At 49.3% G+C, this 19244-nt stretch carries 14 protein-coding genes and 1 pseudogene; 3 read left to right on the top strand and 12 right to left on the bottom strand.

The features are described 5' to 3' along the window. Positions 1-13 precede the first annotated feature (13 nt). Together MKX74_RS02835 and MKX74_RS02830 are read right to left on the bottom strand one after the other, a co-directional pair. Positions 14-1507, bottom strand: coding sequence for a hypothetical protein (locus tag MKX74_RS02835; RefSeq protein ID WP_445667300.1), 1494 nt, complete (start codon positions 1505-1507; stop codon positions 14-16). A 255-nt stretch (positions 1508-1762) separates the two neighbouring features. Next, the gene (locus tag MKX74_RS02830; protein ID WP_341177441.1) at positions 1763-2875 is read right to left on the bottom strand and encodes a WG repeat-containing protein; all 1113 of its coding nucleotides are present in this window, start codon (positions 2873-2875) and stop codon (positions 1763-1765) included. 392 nt (positions 2876-3267) lie between these two features. Between MKX74_RS02830 and MKX74_RS02825 the strand changes: the two genes are divergently transcribed. Then, positions 3268-5199 carry an NAD(P)/FAD-dependent oxidoreductase gene (locus tag MKX74_RS02825; RefSeq protein ID WP_341177440.1) on the top strand — a complete coding sequence of 644 codons (1932 nt, stop codon included), beginning with the start codon at positions 3268-3270 and terminating at the stop codon, positions 5197-5199. Between the two features lie 423 nt (positions 5200-5622). Here MKX74_RS02825 and cysK read toward each other — a convergent pair whose 3' ends face one another. After that, positions 5623-6564, bottom strand: coding sequence for a cysteine synthase A (gene cysK, locus MKX74_RS02820; RefSeq protein WP_341177439.1), 942 nt, complete (start codon positions 6562-6564; stop codon positions 5623-5625). A 457-nt stretch (positions 6565-7021) separates the two neighbouring features. On the opposite strand from cysK, the gene MKX74_RS02815 reads away from it, so the two are divergent. Continuing rightward, on the top strand, positions 7022-8029 hold the full coding sequence (locus MKX74_RS02815) for a serine hydrolase domain-containing protein (protein ID WP_341177438.1): 1008 nt from the start codon (positions 7022-7024) through the stop codon (positions 8027-8029). A 166-nt stretch (positions 8030-8195) separates the two neighbouring features. Here MKX74_RS02815 and MKX74_RS02810 read toward each other — a convergent pair whose 3' ends face one another. Together MKX74_RS02810 and MKX74_RS02805 are read right to left on the bottom strand one after the other, a co-directional pair. Continuing rightward, positions 8196-9395 carry a DUF4179 domain-containing protein gene (locus tag MKX74_RS02810; RefSeq protein ID WP_341177437.1) on the bottom strand — a complete coding sequence of 400 codons (1200 nt, stop codon included), beginning with the start codon at positions 9393-9395 and terminating at the stop codon, positions 8196-8198. Next, positions 9367-9960, bottom strand: coding sequence for an RNA polymerase sigma factor (locus MKX74_RS02805; RefSeq protein ID WP_018887447.1), 594 nt, complete (start codon positions 9958-9960; stop codon positions 9367-9369). The genes MKX74_RS02810 and MKX74_RS02805 overlap by 29 nt, the downstream gene beginning before the upstream one ends. Positions 9961-10241: 281 nt before the next feature. Here MKX74_RS02805 and MKX74_RS02800 point away from each other — a divergent pair, with 281 nt between their 5' ends. Further along, positions 10242-11285 (top strand): serine hydrolase domain-containing protein, encoded by a 1044-nt coding sequence (locus tag MKX74_RS02800; protein ID WP_341177436.1) that lies wholly within the window; start codon positions 10242-10244, stop codon positions 11283-11285. A gap of 178 nt (positions 11286-11463) precedes the next feature. On the opposite strand, the gene treR is transcribed toward MKX74_RS02800, so the two are convergent. From treR to MKX74_RS02765, 7 genes and pseudogenes are all read right to left on the bottom strand, one after another. Beyond that, on the bottom strand, positions 11464-12183 hold the full coding sequence (gene treR / locus MKX74_RS02795; RefSeq protein WP_025681340.1) for a trehalose operon repressor: 720 nt from the start codon (positions 12181-12183) through the stop codon (positions 11464-11466). A 54-nt stretch (positions 12184-12237) separates the two neighbouring features. Then, positions 12238-13992, bottom strand: coding sequence for an alpha,alpha-phosphotrehalase (gene treC / locus MKX74_RS02790; protein WP_341177435.1), 1755 nt, complete (start codon positions 13990-13992; stop codon positions 12238-12240). 50 nt (positions 13993-14042) lie between these two features. Beyond that, positions 14043-15452, bottom strand: a pseudogene (gene treP, locus MKX74_RS02785) (PTS system trehalose-specific EIIBC component); the annotation flags it as partial. 428 nt (positions 15453-15880) lie between these two features. Beyond that, complete coding sequence (locus MKX74_RS02780; RefSeq protein ID WP_018887452.1) at positions 15881-16006, bottom strand: hypothetical protein; 126 nt, start codon at positions 16004-16006, stop codon at positions 15881-15883. Between the two features lie 50 nt (positions 16007-16056). Then, positions 16057-16158 (bottom strand): hypothetical protein, encoded by a 102-nt coding sequence (locus MKX74_RS02775; protein WP_018887453.1) that lies wholly within the window; start codon positions 16156-16158, stop codon positions 16057-16059. 85 nt (positions 16159-16243) lie between these two features. Then, positions 16244-16849 (bottom strand): TetR/AcrR family transcriptional regulator, encoded by a 606-nt coding sequence (locus tag MKX74_RS02770; RefSeq protein ID WP_341177434.1) that lies wholly within the window; start codon positions 16847-16849, stop codon positions 16244-16246. 800 nt (positions 16850-17649) lie between these two features. Further along, on the bottom strand, positions 17650-19098 hold the full coding sequence (locus MKX74_RS02765; RefSeq protein WP_341177433.1) for an Ig-like domain-containing protein: 1449 nt from the start codon (positions 19096-19098) through the stop codon (positions 17650-17652). Positions 19099-19244: the final 146 nt, after the last annotated feature.

Genomic DNA, 19244 nt, shown 5'->3' with positions numbered 1-19244 from the left:
TCCTCCCGTCTGATCAGTTCATTTTGATTTCGGTGCCAGAAATGATCGTCTTATCGTTAAGTGTCACGGTATTCCCCTTGCCCGAGAGCTCGATCGTCTCGGCAGACAGCTGAATATTGCCCGCATTCATGACAATGTCAGAGGCCGCACTGATGCTCACATTCTTGCCGCTGACGATACTAATCCCAGAATTGTCATTCATGACGATAGACATCCCGTCACCGGAAATGACAATTTGATCAGGAGCCAGCATGATCTCTTTGCCATACTTGGTCCGGAGCGTCTTGATGGCTGGATCGGCCATTCGATCTGGTGCGGGAGCTACCGCAGCCACGGAAGGAGCAGGAGCAGCAGCGGTCTGAGACGCCGCTCCAGATGAGGAGCGGCTGGATGTGGCAGACACTTTCCCACTTGCGGAAGCCGCAGGTCTCGCAGCAGGCGCCTGTGCCTGACGCTTCACTGAACTGATGGCATAGCCCTCCTCTTCCTTGTAGCTTGGGAAATAGATACGGATGCTGTCCCCTTCCTCCGGCATGCAGTACCAGCCTGTATTATCCGCGGAGGCGTAGATGGTAGAGTAAGGGAACCAATAATCGGTATTGGGGTCCTGCTGATCGTCCATATCCAGCTTGGCGCGTATTTGATCCTGCCGGACACTCAGCACACTTGCCTGAATAGAGGCGCCGATAATCGAGCGGTTGTAATCCTTGATCGGACGCAGCCCACTCCGGGGGGACAGCTTGGCGGTATGGATCAGCACACCTTCACGCATTTCCGTTTCAACCTCGGCCACGAGCAGCAACTGACCTTTGAATGTCACCTCATAGCCCGGCTCCAGCAGCTTCTCACTCTGAACCTCGTATTGTATAAAGTCCGTATCATGTACCCCGGGAATACGATTGTCTGCAGCGGTCTGATACGCGGCTACCCGCTTGGTTGCCTTGTAGTAAGGAGATTGCAGCTCTCCCTTGCTTAATCCCATAGGCATCCCAAAATAAAACTTGGGAACACCGTAGCCCACTGCTGGTATTAAAGGGGAGTAGAAATGAGAGGCCATTCGCTTCAGGAACTGCCAATCGGTCTCGTCATATTGCATGATGAAGGTCCCTATGGCTTTCTGCTGGGTGACCACATCCATCGCCTCCCCTTTGGGGTAATCTGACATGATCTGCTCGATTAAGCCAGCATAGGTAAGCCGAGGATTCTGGAAGGATCGCGAACGTCGCTTAATATCCAACTGGTAGGTATGCGAGATCGCTTCAAAGGTAAGATAATGAACTCCATGCACGACCTTCTCCTCCACATTCAGGGCGATCCCACGAAATAGAGCCTGGCGCTTACCCGACTTATCCCTCACGAATGCCTTGACCTCAGTCTCTTCATCTGAGGCGCGTACATATCGTTCTCGATTCTCTTCCGCAATAATGCCGCTGCATATCATCCGTGCATGATCATTGACTGTCTTGATAATCCTCAGCTCATGTAACCGAATAAAGGTATATGGCATGACTTCAATGTGACCGTAAGTTATCGTAGAATCCACTTGAACCCTCCTTGATTATCGAATAATTTCAAATAATGACCAAAAATTTCTATAAGATTTTGATTATCCATTATATACATCTATCGGATGAATGAGGGTATTGATTTACAGAAAAGACCATTCGAAATAGAAATTGTATTAAGTCACAAAAGAAAGAACCAGCCCTTCATTCAAGAAGTGCTGGCTCTTTCTGCTTCGATCCAGAGAATCTTTATTTTTTTATTTTTTCACGCTGCTATTCCTTACGGATTTAGCCAGAATATATCCCTTGCCGTCTTTGATTGCAATTGCATAGCCCCGTTGGAAAGATGATCCGTCCGTGTATTCCAGCTTCGTTAGCAGTCTGCCTTGGCGATCGATATACCCATATGTTCCACTTGGGTTATTTTTCGAGACAATACCTACACGAGCGAACCCTTGGGAGAACTCTCCTGCAGAATTGTATTTCTGATACCCAATGACGAGCTTGCCCGCTGAATTGATGTACCCTACCTGTCTATTCTTATTAAACACAGCAGCGAGCCCTTCCGAGAAGCCCCAGGCATCTGCAAATTGGTGAGCGATTACAGTCTTCCCCTGCTTGTTAATGTAGCCCCACTTGCCCGCAGCATTCTGCACCGGAGCCAGCCCCTCTTGGAAATCCCCTGCCGAGACATAGCGGAACGGAATGACCTGCTTGCCCTTACTATTAATGTAGCCATACTGTCCTGCATCGTTGCCCACAAGAGCGAGCCCTTCCGAGAAGTTACGGGCGTAGTCGAATGCATAAGGAATAGCCAGTTCTCCCTTGGTATTCACATATCCGAGACGCCCTGTTGGCTTCGCATAGGCTGTAGCCAGCCCTTCGGCAAATTGAAATTCTGAATCATAGACCGATGTCAGTGTTATCTGTATGGCCCCGACACGATCCACGAAGAACTCACCACCCTCCGCATCCTTCACATGGGCGATGCCCTCCGAAAAAGGAGCAACCTCTGCATATTTACATGGAATTACGAGCTTTCCTTGCGTATTGATATAACCATATCGCTCTGTGGTCGTGTCCTTGACTATAGCTCGCTGCTCGCGAAAATCAGAGACAGCCTTCACGCCAGAAGGTAACGTAAATGCGGGCACGCCTTTAGTGTTGTAGTATACTCTCTCACCGTTCGCCAATTGAGAGAACAGCAGCCCATCGTGGAAGGCGCCGTCACTTTGCGGCCATATCGGCTCATGATCCAGGGCAGACTTCACGATCTGTATCTCCGTCTTCGCTCCAGCAGCCCACCCGGTCAAGGGGAGGGTTACCGTCATGCATAACAGCAGCAGTGTTGCTCCAATTTTTCTGATCATGCGTGAGCTCCTTTATTTTCAGATGATTGATCTGTAAATAAAAACCATTTCCAGTACATTAGACGTAATGATTACATAAAAGTTTCCATATTTTATCGTTTATCTCTGCCTATTTCAGGCCTGCTGAAGTCAAGCTCTACTCTAGAAAGATGAAGAAAATAAACCGTCATACGAAGGATGCGATAGATTGAGCCTGTTGAGGCTCCCTATCATGTCTTTAATCAGAGTTCAACGAACAAAAAACATAAATTGTGACTATTTTCACTTATTCGTGTATCCACCTCCTATATATTTTAAATGAATTATATTACTCACGGGTAACATTTGGATTCGTCGTCTATTCCATTACAATCATGCGTTAACAGACACTATGCAGCAGGAGGTTCACATCTATGAGCTATTCGTACGACAGACTGTTCACCCCATTCAAGATCGGCAGCATGGAAGTGAAGAACCGGATCGTGATGTCGCCTATGGGCACCAACTCGGCAAGTCCCGATGGCAGAATTTCATTGGAAGAGATTGATTACTACGAGGAGCGGGCCAAGGGCGGGACTGGAATGATCATTCTCGGTGCACAATTTTTGACGGAGGATCTGGCACAGGGTGTGTTGGAGGGAATTGTGGAAAAGGATTATGTCATTCCGCTCCTGACTGATCTCGTCGATGCCGTGCAGCATCACGGTACGAAGATTATCGCACAGCTAAGCTGTGGTACCGGGCGTAATGCGTTGCCAGACCGTTCCGGGAAGCCCCCTGTGTCTGCCTCGGCGATCCCAGCCATCTATAACCCAGACGTCCTGTGTCATCCACTCACCGTCAAGGAAATTCAGACGATCATGGAACAATTCACCGATTCTGCAGCCCGATTGAAGCGGGCCGGCTTCGATGGTATCGAGATTCATGCCCATGCCGGTTATTTGATTGATCAGTTCATGTCCCCGATCTGGAACCAACGTGAGGATGAATACGGCGGAACGACTGAGAAACGGATGCGATTCGCCGTCGAGATTGTCCAGGCCATTCGCACAGCCGTTGGCCCGGACATGCCGATCCTGTTCAGGATCGCGCTGGATCATCGCTTTGAAGGTGGGCGAACCGTGGACGATAGCCTCGAAATGCTGCAAATTCTGGAGCGCGCGGGAGTCGATGCGATTGATATTGACGCAGGCTCCTACGAGCGGATTGATTATATTTTCCCACCAGCTTATCTGGGGGATGCCTGCATGGATTATATCTGTGCACCTGCTCGGCAGGCCGTGAGCATACCCATTCTGAACTCGGGCAGCCACACGCCAGAGAGTGCCCTGCGTCTGATCGAGTCAGGCGATGCCGACTTCGTGATGTTCGGACGGGCCCTCATCGCTGACGCCGAGCTACCGAACAAGCGGCGTGAGGATATCCGTCCCTGCATTCGCTGCAACGAGGAATGCATTGGCCGGATCATCGAGCGAAATACCAAGATTAGCTGCGCGGTTAACATACAGGCTGCGAACGAGAAGCGTTTTGCCATACATCAGACAGACACGCCCAAGAACATTGTGGTCATCGGCGGCGGGCCCTCCGGTCTGGAAGCAGCACGGGTAGCAGCGCTCAAGGGGCACCGTGTGGCACTGTACGAGAAAGAGGCAACGGTCGGCGGACAGGTAACCAGCGCAGCTACCCCTGAATTCAAAGGCCAACTGCGTGCCTTGATTGGCTGGTATGAGCGTCAGCTGCAGCAGTCGGGCGTGGAGTTACACCTTCATTATGAAATGAAGCCAGAGGACCCGATCCTCGCAGCAGCGGATCACATCTTCATTGGTGCTGGTGCAGTACCGCTCGTACCACCGATTCCCGGCATTGACGGTAGTCATGTCGTTGGTGCAATCGAAGCACATTTGCAAAAGGAGCTTGTCCGTGGAGAGCACATTGTGATTACTGGCGGTGGATTGACCGGCTGTGATCTGGGTCTGGAGCTGGCTATGGAAGGCAAGCAAGTGACGATCGTTGAGATGCGACCTGAGGCAGGTCAGGATGTGATGTATATTAACAAGGCAGCATTAATGCCGATGCTCGATAGCTATGGTGTGAAGATTCTTGGTGGGCATAAGGTTCTTTCGTTTGAGGAACATGGCCTGCATGCTGAACGAAGTGACGGCACCAAAGTGTTCATTGAAGCAGACACCATGATCAATGCATTTGGTATGAGAAGAAATTACGCGATAGCTGAGCTTATTCGAGCCACGTATGGGCACAAGACTAGTCTCATTGGGGACTGTGTAAAGATCGGCAAGGTGGGCAGCGCCGTGCGTTCTGGTTTCTATGCGGCGAATTCCATTTAGGAGCAGGATGATCGGGTCCTGCACTTCTTGCTGATTGTACCACTTACTGCCTCGACCAGATTACCTGTGAGTGTACAGGCAGCTTCTGCAAGTGGGAGCCCAGCCGGCCCTGTCGACCATTGGTAAGCTCGCTGTCAACGTACTAACATACACGCCATATATAAAAAGAGCCAAACTCCCGTTCATTGATGGGAGCTTGGCTTTTTGCCTTATCCACTTCTGAAATAACACCTCATACGCTTACGTCGAACCAGAACGTATAACGATTGTGCTCAGAATTGTAACTTTATTCCGATTTTCCATGCTTTAAGTATTTGCTGTATTGGCCGTTTGGGCTGCATTTGCTGCATTGGTCGCTCTTAACCGACCTCACCCAGCCTTACCTTATATAGAAGCTTCGCTCTTCTACCCACCTATATGCGGCTAAGGCTGAGCATTCTCCAGTTCGAAGATACCTGAGCTTAGATAACGCTCCCCGTTATCCGGGGCAATGCATAGCACCCTACTACCTGCTCCAAGGCGCCGTGCCTCCTGAATTGCTGTCCAGACCGATGCACCGGAAGAGGGGCCGACCAGTATTCCTTCCTGTCGTGCGAGCTGGCGCATCGTATTCAGCGCGTCTTCATCCCTGACCTGCATAATCTCATCGTAGACCTCACGATTCAGCACGGGCGGGATGAAGCCCGGACTCGTACCGACCAGCTTGTGCGGCCCAGGCTCCCCCCCGGAGAGCACGGGAGAGCCCTGTGGCTCCACGACCACAATCCGTAGATCCGGTAGCTCCTTGCGCAGCTCCTCCCCTGTCCCCGTAATGGTTCCACCTGTACCTGATGTTGCAACGAAGACATCTAGCCTGCCCCCCGTCTGCTGCATAATCTCCCGGGCAGTCGTACCACGATGCGCATTCGGATTCGCCGGGTTCTCGAACTGCTGGGGCATGAAGCTGCCCGGGATCTGTACCAGCAGCTCCTGAGCCTTACGAATCGCACCTGGCATACGCTCTTCCCCAGGGGTCAGAATGACCTCCGCTCCGTACGCCTGCATAATCTGAATCCGCTCCTTGCTCATGTTAGAGGGCATCGTGATAATGAGACGATATCCCTTGGCAGCGGCATTCATGGCTAGTCCGATCCCGGTATTTCCGCTCGTCGGCTCGATGATCGTCGCACCTGGCTGCAGTATCCCGTCACGCTCGGCCTGCTCGATCAGATTGCGGGCTGCGCGGTCCTTGACGCTTCCGCTAGGGTTGAAGTATTCCAGCTTCACCAGCACCTCCGCGTCCTCGGGGCCTACGAGATTGCGAAGACGCACAGCTGGGGTACCGCCGATCAGGTCGGTAATATTGTTCACCGTTATGGCTTCCATACGTTATACTCCACTCCCTGTTATCTGCTTAATAGCTTCGCTGTTATCTTTATTATCCAATAATGCTCAGTACAATACGAGTACGCTACACTGAGCCTGTAGACTAGCCTGTAAAATATGATTGTAATCTAGCATCCGCCTTGTAGCTTGTCAAATAGACCTGTTGGTACCATAGTGATGCAGCTCAAATTACTCCAATTCCAGTACCTCTACCAGATCAAATGTGAGTATTGAGTCGCTTTCCGTTAACCACTGCCCTTTCCAGATCATTCACCATGAAATTAGATCAGTCAACGTACTTAATTAATAGTAGCTATAGGGGGGATCACTCACTGCTCAGGCTAAAGAATCCTGTGCGAAGCTAATGCTCATCTACACGAGCATGCACTTCATTATTTACTGGTATAATAACAGAAAATAACAGGCACAGAGCCAAGCACCTACAGAAAGGAACCTTATGAATCTCTCTCATCTGGATACCATCATTCCACCACTTGACCTGAGAAGCTGTCTTATTAGTCACCAGGGGAAGCTGATATATGAGCATTATCGGAATACCGAGGCTGCAACAGATGTAGCCAAGATCAACTCCTGCACCAAAAGTATTGTGTCCGCGCTGATCTGCATTGCAATGGATCATGACATGCTGCCGGGTACAAGCACCCCCATCACGGAGTTTTTTCCGCAGCTAAGACACGACAGTGATTCGCGCAAAAAAGAAATTACACTGGAGCAACTGCTTACGATGACAGCCGGCTTCGATTGGACTGAGTTCGGCGGCGATAATTCCTTTCCCCGTATGACACGTACAGCGGATTGGGTGGAATTCGCTTTGGACCAACCCTTAAGAGACACGCCCGGGACACGAATGGAGTATAACTCCGGGGTATCCCAGCTGTTAACGGCCATTCTTGTCCAAGCATCTGGCATGTCCGTTACCCGGTTTGCAGAGCAGCAACTATTCGGACCGCTAGACATTACAGCCTATTCATGGGATCAGGACCCGCAAGGCATCCATACCGGAGGGTTTGGCCTACGGATGCGCCCAGACGATCTGCTCAAATTCGGAGAGCTATACCTTCAACAGGGCGTCTGGAAAGGCCAAACGGTCATTTCACGCGAGCTGGTCGCCAGATCCACGCAGGCGGCTATACTTGTAGAGCCACCCTGGCGCGGAGGCTATGGCTGGCATTGGTGGTCTGATACCTATCAGTTTGATTCGAATCAAACTAATACTAATCAAGCTGATACTAATCAAGCTGATTCACGTGAGTATCCTGATGCTTCTACAGATAATGTCCTTAGGTACTATTACGCCCGTGGATACGGAGGACAGTTCGTGCATGTCATACCCCAGCTTGAGATCGTTACAGTACTCACGAACGATAAGCGCAAGCGGGACAAGCCGCCTACGGAGGTATTCGAACGCTTCCTTGCTCCTGTGCTGGCGGATATGCTCAGGTGAACATGAATATTCAGATTGAGCTGATCCAGGCAACAAATAGAAGACAGCCATCCGCCAGATTCCTTCGAACTGGCAGATGGCTGCTTACCTATACTTTAATTCATCCGATAGATTATTCATAGCCTTACTACTTTATCTACTGAACAATCCTGCTCCTGATTATGAATTAACGCTCCAGCGGTACGTTCATCTCCAGTTCCTTGAGATATGTCCTGTCTCCGTTGCTGATAATCTTCCCGTTGTCGTCCAGCTTCTCACCAACAACACTCCAATCCGCAGGCTTCATAGTGAAAGTGAACGGCTTAATCGTAACGGATTTGGCGTTCGGACTAATGGCAGCATATAACTCATCCACATGGTACTCGGTTAGAGGCTTGCTGTGGAAGAATCCGAGTCTCCGCTGCTCCAGCACCTTGCCTTGGTCATCCACGATCTCATAATACATCATGGTCGGAGCATATTCTCCTGTCTGCTCAGATGAAACAGGTACTTCTCCTTTACTGTCCAGTATCAGACGTGTGCTTGTCGCGGTGGTTTCCAGCTTCTTCACCGTGTAGCTGAAGTCTCCGCTGCTCTTCGTCTCATTCGGCTGAACGGTGAGCTTACTTTGGTCAAGCTTTACAGGCACCTTGAACTCATAAGCTCCATCTACCCGGGTCACCTCCGTACGAACGGTCAGTTCAAATTCATTCGGTAGGGCATCTACTTCGGTATATTCCGCAAAGACGGCATTCAAATTGGATGGATCATCTCCAAAGCTCCCAAAGAGTGTGACCTTCTGACCATTAATCAAAATCTCGGGAGACTTAATGTAGCCCTTTTCTTGTTTTTCCTCAGGGATTTTGCGGGATTTCACCCACTCATCGTCCCCTCCCTCCATCTTAGCATCCATAGGAATGTATGGACTTGCGGCGTTCTCCGGAAAAATCTCACCCTCGCGCTCAATGGAGAAACTCAGACGAGTACCATCATACAGCACATTCGTCAGCGTTAGAGTAACGCCGTCCTTCGTGACTTGTTCAAGCGGTTGCGTCAGAATACCTTGATCTACGGCTCGCTGGATTTCATCCGCATTCAGTCCGTAGAACACTGCTCCGATACCCGGGATTTGCTTCAAAGCACTCGCCATCGTCGGCGACACAAAACCTGCTCCAACTACACCTGTTCCCAATACAGCAGCTACAGAGGCCGCAATTACAGTCCGTTGTACTATCTTGGATTTCGTTCGCTGTCTGGTCATGGTACGTTCTCCTAACTTGTTCATGATTTCCTTACTCATACTTCCTCGCGGCATCTGGGAATCCTGAATCCTTTGCTCCAGCTGTTCAAGCTCTTGCTCATAAGTGCGAACGGGCTGTCTGTCCATGCAGAAATCCTCCTTTGCTTGTATGCTCCATTAGCTTACGACGAAGTCGTTCATATTTCTTGCGTAGTGTGGCTGGCTTGATGTTCATGATTGCCCCGATCTCATCGAAGCTGTATTGCTCAACAGCCTTCAGCAGCAGAATATGACGCTCCTCCGGTGTCAGATAGGTCAACAGCTCTTCAATAACTGTGGCATAAGGGGATACCTGCACGACAGGCTCCGTCTTCTTGAACTCATTCACCAGCTTCAGCCAGCGACTTTGCTTCTTCTTGATATTCATTAAATGGTTGTAGGCTATCTTATACAGCCACGCCGAGAAGGTCGCCTGCCTCTGATACCGTTCAAGATTCTCATAAGCTCTTATGAAAATATCTTGTACGGCATCCTCTGTCTCCTCATGGTTCCTCAAGATGTAATAGCAATAGGTATACATCTGGCGTTCAAATTCCAGAATAATGATCTCATAAGCCTCCTGCTCGCCAGCCTTGACCCGCTCTACGGCCTGTTCGATGCGCTGGTATTTATCACGTTTTACCTGCATGTCCCCGGGGATGGTTGCCTGCACTGGCTCACCTCCTTGTCTTGATGCCTATATAACAATTCTAAGAAAGTGTTTGTGACATCATTTGATGGCGTTATTTCTTCATAATAATCTTCATTTCCAAATCCTTCATGTACGTCTTGGTTCTATGACTAATAATTTTCCCTTTGCGATCCTTCACTGCTCATTCCGTACTTGTCGCTCCGCTGTCACTTCTCCGTGCTAGTAGATCTGTACATGATTTCGATTTATATGTATATTGATGGAAAATGGAGTTCCATGATGGAAGAAAGGACTTTCACTACATGACACAAATCACTTCAACAACAATTAATACATTGACGCTTAAATTACATGAGACGATGGAACGTGTAGATTTCTCAGGGGCCATCCTGCTTTATTCGAAAGGGGATAGCCCCCTTCTCACCATGACACGTGGCAAGGCGAATCGGGCAGAGGACCTGCCGATTCAGCTCGATACACGCTTCGGCATTGCTTCTGGATGCAAGGTGTTCACTGCCGTTAGCATCTGCCAATTGGTGGAGCAGGGTAAGCTGTCACTGGACACACGACTAAAGGACTGCCTGAGTGTAGATTTTCCACTATGGGATGCAGGAATTACGATTCGGCAGTTGCTCACGCATACGGCAGGAATTCCCGATTATTTCGACGAGGAAGTAATGCATGATTTTGAGGCGCTATGGAAGCAGCGCCCGGTGTATGGACTGCGGAAGCTTCGTGACTTCCTCCCTATGTTCAGTGAAGCACCTATGAAGTTTCAGCCAGGTGAGCGATTCCACTATAACAATGCAGGATTTATCGTCCTTGGCCTAATTGTAGAGCAGCAGACGGGGAGCAGTTTCACCGATTATGTGGAACGTCATATTTTTGCCCCAAGTGGCATGAGCTCCTCTGGGTATTTTGCTATGGATAATCTTCCACGCCATACAGCCCTCGGCTATATCCAGAACGATGACGGCAGCTGGCGAACGAATATTTTCTCGGTGCCTGTCAAAGGCGGGGCTGACGGTGGGGCCTATGTTACAGCTCCTGATATGCTGAGCTTCTGGAATGCTCTTATGAGTGGCAAACTGCTTGGACATGAGCTGCTGCAGCAGCTGCTCACCCCGCATGTACACGAACAGGATGAATCCTATTACGGATACGGAATCTGGATTGAGCAGCAGGAGAAGGAGATTCGCAAATACCATCTGATGGGCTTTGACCCTGGCGTCAGCTTCGTCTCCGCTGTATACCCTCAGCACGACTTGAAGCTCGTCATCACCTCTAACCAGAGCCGGGGGCCGTATCCCATTATGAAGGCCATTGAGGAGATTCTGAGGCTATAGGACCCTAGCGCAAAAAGACGATTCGCTCTTTATGAGGAATCGTCTTTTTGCGTTTGTACGATTTCATGAATTCATGAAATCGAGAGTTGGCATGGCTCCATGATTTCATGAGTTTGCACAATTAATCACGTTTTCATGAATTACACGGTTTGTACAATTTCGGAGCGGCTGGCAAAGCTTATGGCTTCATACGCCGGGCAAAATCAACAAATCTGAACTTGTCGAGCCGATGCCTGGACTCGGTATATTGGAACAACATGGCGTCCCTCAAATACACATAGTTCCGCACCACCACAACCTGCTCATACCCCTGTAGGTCCATATAGCGTCGATCATCCTCATCGACAGGCTCTACGGTAATTTCCTTGCGAGCGAAACTGATCTCCAGTCCCAGTCTGCCCTCCAGATAATCATAGATGGATTGTTCCGCAATCTCAGGAGTCAAGTCAGGTACAATCTTGGCATCAAAATAATCCTTGTCCAGAATGACCCGCTCGCCCTCAATCTCGCGTGCACGCAGCACTTTCCAGACAAGCGCGTTATCCTCCCGCTGCAGCTGCTTGCGAATGTACCGATCCATTGGCAATAGCTCCGTCTGATAGACGAGCGTCCGGGTGGGCTTGCCCATCGTTCCCGACAGCTCCTTGAAGCTGACGAGCCCCGTCACGGGAAAGCTAAGACGGCCCAGCTCCAGCACGAAGGAGCCCTTGCCTCTGATCTTCTGGATGAACCCATTCTGTGACAGCATTGTTAAAGCCTTGCGAACCGTCTCACGTGACGTATTGTAGGCTTCAGCCAGCTCGCTTTCCGAAGGAAGCTTCGTTCCTGCTCGTAGCTGACCTGATTGAATCTGCTCCACTAGCTCATGATATATTGTGACAAATATATTTTCTCTCATTCCTTCTCACCGTCAGTAATTGTAGCATGATTCGCTGTCGATGTGGAATTGCGCTCATACTTCCTTCATGAGATATACAGCCGATTCATAAGGACGCAGGGTGAGCTTCTGTGGTGCTTCGGGAGTATCCGCATAATTGGACAGCAGTAGCTGCGGCTTGCAGGCGAATAGCTTTGAATCCTTGGGTAGCTCGAAGTATGCTGGCTCATTATAGAAGTTATTAATAACCAACAGGTGCTCATCGCTTCCCCATCTCGCATAGGCGAAGAGAGTAGGGTGCTCGTCCAGCAGCAACTCGAATCTGCCAGTAGTCACGATCTCATATTCCTTGCGCAAGCGAATAAGCGCACGATAATGATGATAGACCGATTCCGGGTCAGCCAGGGCTTCCTCCACATGGATATGCTCATGGTTCGCAGCGATCGGAATCCATGGTGTGCCTGTAGTGAAGCCTGCCTGCACTCCTCCGTTCCACTGCACAGGCGTCCGAGAATTATCCCGGGATTTCTGCTTCAGGATCGTCAGGATCTCCTCTTCAGGCAGACCTTGCTCCTGCATGAGCTGGTACATATTCAAGCTCTCTACATCCCGGTAATGAGACAGGGTCTCGAATCCGGGATCAGTCATCCCGATCTCTTCTCCCTGATAGATGTAAGGCGTGCCTTGCAGTAGATGGATAGCCGTCCCCAGCATCTTGGCAGACTGCTTACGGTAGACTCCATCATCTCCATACCGGGACACGACGCGCGGCTGGTCATGGTTGCACCAGAACAGCGCATTCCAGCCACCTCCCTCATGCATGCCCTCCTGCCAGGAAGACAATATGCGCTTGAGCTTCAGGAAATCCATGTCCCCCAGCGCCCATTTCTCCCCTTCCGGATAGTCTACCTTCAGATGATGAAAGTTGAACGTCATACTCAGCTCACGTCGATCCGGGTTCGAATAGAGCACGCACTGCTCAATCGTCGTGGACGACATTTCGCCCACCGTCACGAATTGTGCATCTCCGAATACCTCCCGGTTCATCTCATGCATGTACTCGTGCACTCGTGGACCATCCGTGTAGAACCGCCTGCCATCTCCTGGCGGGATTCGTCCATCATCGTTCGGGAAGTCCTGATCCTTGGAGATGAGATTGATGACGTCCAGCCGGAAGCCATCGATCCCTTGCTCTATCCAGAACTTCATCATTTTGTACACCTCAGCCCGTACCTGCTCATTCTCCCAGTTCAGGTCCGCCTGCGTCTTATCGAACAAGCACAGATAATATTGACCTGTCTGTTCATCGAAGGCCCACGCGGGGCCTCCGAACTTCGACTTCCAGTTATTCGGCGGGCCGCCGTCCACAGGGTCTCTCCAGATGTAGAAATCTCGATATGGGTTATCGCGCGAAGCACGTGACTGCTGGAACCAGGCGTGCTCTATTGAGGTATGATTGACGACAATGTCGAACATCAGCTTCAGTCCGCGGGTATGACTTTCCGAGATGAGCTCCTGTACATCCTTCATCGTTCCATATTCAGGATAGATGCTGTAATAATCCCGGATATCATAGCCGTTATCCTGCTGAGGCGAGTCATAGATTGGCGTCAGCCACAGCACATCGACTCCCAGTGAAGCCAGATAATCGAGTCGGGAGATGATTCCCTGAATATCCCCCACTCCATTGCCAGTCGTATCCTGGAAGCTGCGCGGGTAGATCTGGTAGACGACTGCCTTTTTCCACCAAGGAATATCGTGGCTACTGCTCTCTGCATGCTGTCTACCATCGTGAATTCTTTTCTGCTCAGTAGTCCTCTCTATACTCATTAGCTGCTCACCACCTGTGTATCTTCTGTAGTTCCTTGCTCCAGCGTCCCCTTACGGTTACGCAATACGCCGAAGGCATACGTCAGAACGAATGGCACGATCAATGCGATTCCCATACCCAGGAAGAAGATGCCCCAATATTGCTTGAAAACGGACAGGAAGCCTGGGATGCCACCAACTCCGATCGAAGCAGCCTGCACCTTGCCCATCATCAGAACGACACTGGAGATCGCCGCTCCAATCATGCCACAGATGAACGGGAAGCGATAGCGAAGGTTCACCCCGAAGATAGCTGGCTCGGTTACACCCAGGAAGGCTGACAGAGAGGATGTCGCAGCCAGACCCTTGGTCTTCTGCTGCTTGGCAACGAAGAACATCGCCAGTGCGGCTGCACCTTGGGCAATATTAGACATAACGAGCATAGGCCACAGGAACGTCCCTCCTGTACTGCCAATGAGCTGTATATCCACCGCAAGGAACGTATGGTGCATCCCCGTTACAACCAGTAGCGCATACAATCCACCGTAGATCAGACCTCCCAATGCTGCTACATGGTCGAAAATTGCCACGAAGCCTGCTGTCAGCATATTTCCAAGTGCGAAGGTAACGGGCCCAATTACGATAAAGGCCAGGAAGCCGGTGACGAGCAAAGCTACAGGAGCCACAACCAGCAGCTTCACACTGTCAGGAATTCGCTTGTTCAGGAATAATTCTATTTTGGCCAGGACATAGGCGGAGATCAGCACGGGCAGCACTTGCCCCTGATAGCCAATCTTCTCGATCTGGAGACCGAACAGATTCCACATCGGTACAGTACCGTCAATCTTAGCCTGCGGGTAGCCGTACGCACTAAGCAAATCTGGATGAACAAGAATTAATCCAAGTACGATGCCAAGCAGCGGACTCCCGCCAAACCGCTTGACCGCCGACCAACCAATAAGAGCTGGCAGGAATGTAAAGGCCGTATTAGCTATAGTATTGATAATGGCTGCAAAATCGGCCCATTGCGTATATACTTCCACAAGTGCCTGGCCCTCAAAGAAGATATCCTTGCCTGTAAGAATATTGTTGATCCCCAGCAGAAGACCTGCTGTCACGATTGCAGGCAAGATCGGGATGAAGATATCTGCCAGTGTCTTGATTGCACGTTGAAGCGGATTCAGCTTACCCGACGCTGCTGCCTTAACCTCCTCCTTGGTCGCACGCTTGGAGTCCGTAATACTCATGAATTCCTCGTACACCGAGTCCACCAATCCAGGACCAATAATGACCTGAAACTGTCCTTGTGTGGAGAAGTGTCCCTTTACCAATTCGTTAGCATCCAGCGCTGCTGTATCCACCTTGCTGTCATCCACAAGAGAAAGACGCAACCGGGTCACACAGTGTGTAGCTACCTCAATATTGCCGCTGCCGCCAATGGCTTTGACAATATCCTCAACTGCTTTGCGATTTACCGCCATACTTCCGCACCTCCGTATCGTCATATACATGATTTCTGTGCTGGGTGCACATCATCGTTTCCACATAGACAACTTGTATATACAAGTATTCTGATAACGCCTTCATTCTAACTTGTATATACAGGTGTGTCAATATGTAAATATCCGTGAAACCGTCTCATGATACATTACCGCCATTTCCCCTTTCTTAATCGGAAGACAGCAAACAATTTGATGGAGGGTGCGTTTTCATTCACTTCTGAGCATCTTCCAGCCTCCCGTCCACAAACAGGGTACAAACAAAATTTCATAAAAATATGCCAGCCAGTAATTACTGACTAGCCTGGTCTTACAAAAAAATCCCCCGGTTATTCACCGGCGGACCTGATCATAAGAAAGGCCCTGACGCCTCAGCGCCAGGACCTAAGAGTGCTACTCCCCACTATTGCTTACAGGAAAAATGTACGAGAGATAATTACCAACAGAATAAAGAGAACCAAGATCACGCCTGTGGAAGTCCAAAGACCACCAGGGTAGCCACATCCACCGTTGTATGCGGAATTCACTTCGCTCATGTGTACATCCTCCCTTCTAGACATATTGGAGGTACCAGAAATGTTGGACATTAAACTACGAAAGCCTTGGAGATAATGACCAGCAGAATAAACAATACCAAGATAGCACCTGTTGAGGTGAACGCTCCATAACCTGGGCCTACGCCTGACATCATTGTTTCCTCCCTTCCATAGTCTACACAAGCATCTTATGCGCTAATGTATTGGAGGGACTGGGTCATTTGACCCGTCTCGCGCCTATTTTCTGCCGTCTTCTCCGTAGTCGTTATCCAATATGCCGTGAAAAAAGAGATCCTGTGTACGTTGCGCCAGCTGTGATGGACCCTCCCGACCGGGCAGCAGCTTGATCAGTGTCAAGCGCTCAATAATCCCGAGTAGACATTCCGCCGTAAATTCCGTATCCAGATCATGCCGGTAATACCCGAAGCGCTGCTCCTCAATCAGATTCCGTTCCATAAGTCTGGCCACCTCGGCCTTGATACGAACAGACTCTGTAGATTGATAAAATCCAATGCGCGTCAAGGCAGGATTTTCCGCCAAATAGCGGTATATCTGCTCTAATGAGACCACTACAGCCTGCTGCAGATCGGCTCTGTTCTTCCCTGGCTGTATGTGGCTATCGCGCACCACCTGATTCATTTCCTTCCGGAAATCGTCCACCAGCTCTGCAAAAGCTGCTTCCTTGCTCTCAAAATATAGATAAAATGCGGGCTGCGTCAGCCCTGCCCGGGCCACGATGGAGCTGATCTTCGTCTGGTAAAATCCATTCAAGGCAAATTCCTCTGCAGCTGCGTTCAGCAGTCGTAATCTGCTCTCTTTGCCGTTTACACCTTGCTTTCTCAAGCCAGCACCCCCTCTGCCCGAATCCTTATTGTCGTCTAGGCTTGTACTTAGATTATACATAACACCAGCAGCTTATTTAATTCACAATAAGTCCTAATTCCAACAGATGAGATCCTATCTACATAAGCTCCAATATCCATGAATTAACACGATGAATCATGCAAATAAGTATATACTAAATTGATATACTCTAGTATACTCATAAGTGTCATAACTTTTTTTTCTTCTCCGTGACATCGTGCACGGAGCTTTTTTACGCAAATGAATCCAAGGCCAGCCAAGGATGCCTCCTTGCTGGCCTTTTATGATGTTTTCGTATGTACGCATGAATGTATCTTTTGAGCCAATGTATTCGTATGTATATGCGTTTCATTAGGCATCCTAATGAGACCCTACGTGCATTCTGTTCGACACACATCAAACTTATATTTACTCGCTGTGCCCTTACAGTGTCCTTGGCTGTATCCTACTATGCACATATAGTGTACTTACTGTGTACTCACTGTGCACTTACTATGTATTTCAGCACTCCAATGTCCTATGTAATCCTACATATAATATCCCCTGAGCACACTAACTAGTTATGGGCCAGACACCATGAGGTATTACAGCTGTCTGCCCAACACATTCCCAACTAAGCTTTATCCGTATTACGCCTGCATCCTTTAACAACATCAGCCTATCGACCACGTAACTATAGACAATGCCCCCGTAGCCTTCTCAGGTCTACAGGGGCATGATCTGCTAGGTACCGCCTTTGATGCTACATGGTAGTTCCTAGGTCACGATTCGCAGGTCTCTTAGTTACGAATAGAATAAGCAAAATGATACAAGCTACTGATATTAGCGTTCACATTCACGCCGCCGCTCTCAAAGCGGATCGGTACAATATCGTAGTAGTGCCTGCTGAGGCTACCATTGTAGTACACGGAATATCCAGCCGCAGCAGGAATTCTCATAGTGGCCTGGAAGTTCCCCTGACTGTCTGTGTTCGCCGTCGTAGACACTACAGTATTATTGATTCGTACAGTGACTTTCACCGTAACCTGGGCATTGGCTACTGGATTACCACTAGCGTCAAAGGCTTTCCCTGTGAAGGTAGTATTTCCTTTAACACGATACATATTGCCTGAGCCATAGTTAATAAAGCCACTCTCTTCACTGCTGACGCCAGTAATATTCACACGATACACATCAGCACTTTGGTAGCTAACGCTAAGTGTGTATGGCGTTGTGGAATCGAATTTTTGTGGTGCAGATACCATAATGTAGTAATCACCTGCTGGCAGTGTCCCGGTAATGTTCGAGTTCTGATCAAAGACACCCAGATTGGCCAGGTTGCTTCCATAGAGATAGAGCTTGTAGTCCCCATATTGGGAGGTATTCCCGAACTTAATCATGATTGGGCTTCCTGTGCCGGTAATCGTTATTTTGCTCCAATCCTCATCCAAGAAGTTATCAATCGTCTGACTGCTGGTAAACGGCGCGGATCCACGATCCTTGGCGAACCATGGATTGTCATCCGGCTCACTGCTGTCATAGCTATCAGAAGCTATTACCGACAGGGTGAAAGGATTCGTCGTATCAAAGCCTACATTGGATTGTACAAGAATGACATAATATCCTGGTGTAGCTACATAGCTCAGCTGCTCATAAACCCCTGCGTCCTTCAAAGAATAAGCTACGAAGGACAGTTCACCTGTAGCAGGATCTTCTTTGTACAGGGCCAGACTATAGTCTACGGATGTAGAAGCTGGTGGGTCCATACGTACTGTAAGCTTGTTCGCTTTGTCCACGTATGTATAATACCAGCGATTCTGCCCTTCTTCCGTAACTAATCCTTGCAGCTGATAGCCTGGTGGAATCTGAATGGCGCCACCGATCGTCGTATTATCCGGCGTCTCGTATGTAGCCGCTGTGACGGAGGTCTCTGCTCTTAATTGTGTAGCTACAGCTTGCTCATCCAATCCCTCTGCTACCAAAGAGTTAACATCTACAGTTTCACTCGTCAACTCGTTGTTTTGGGAATAAGAGAATAATGAATTAGCCTGCACATCTTGGGGCAGAGCTTCATATGCCGATTGTTGGTCATATTCCTTGGCAGAGAGCGCCTGTGAATCGATGTTAAGCTCAACTTGCTGTAGCTCCTCCTCGTCTCCCGCAGCAGATGCTGCATAGCCTGGAGTAACATTTACACTAACGGTCAGTACTAATAGAGCACTGAGAAAGACTGCCAGTTTTTTCAACATTTCAAACTCTCCTTTTCCTGAATTTACTAGTTTAATATAAAACCATCCTCTCACTTTGTCAATTATTGTATCTAATAATAAATGGTGGATGGTAAACATTATTTTTCTTAGCCCACACAAAGAAGGCTGTACACAGGATACCTGCA

It is taken from the genome of Paenibacillus sp. FSL K6-1230 (assembly GCF_038002385.1).
GTDB lineage: Bacteria > Bacillota > Bacilli > Paenibacillales > Paenibacillaceae > Paenibacillus > Paenibacillus massiliensis.
Note: the sequence above shows the minus strand (reverse complement) of the source record. Positions and strands in the feature narration are given on the sequence as shown.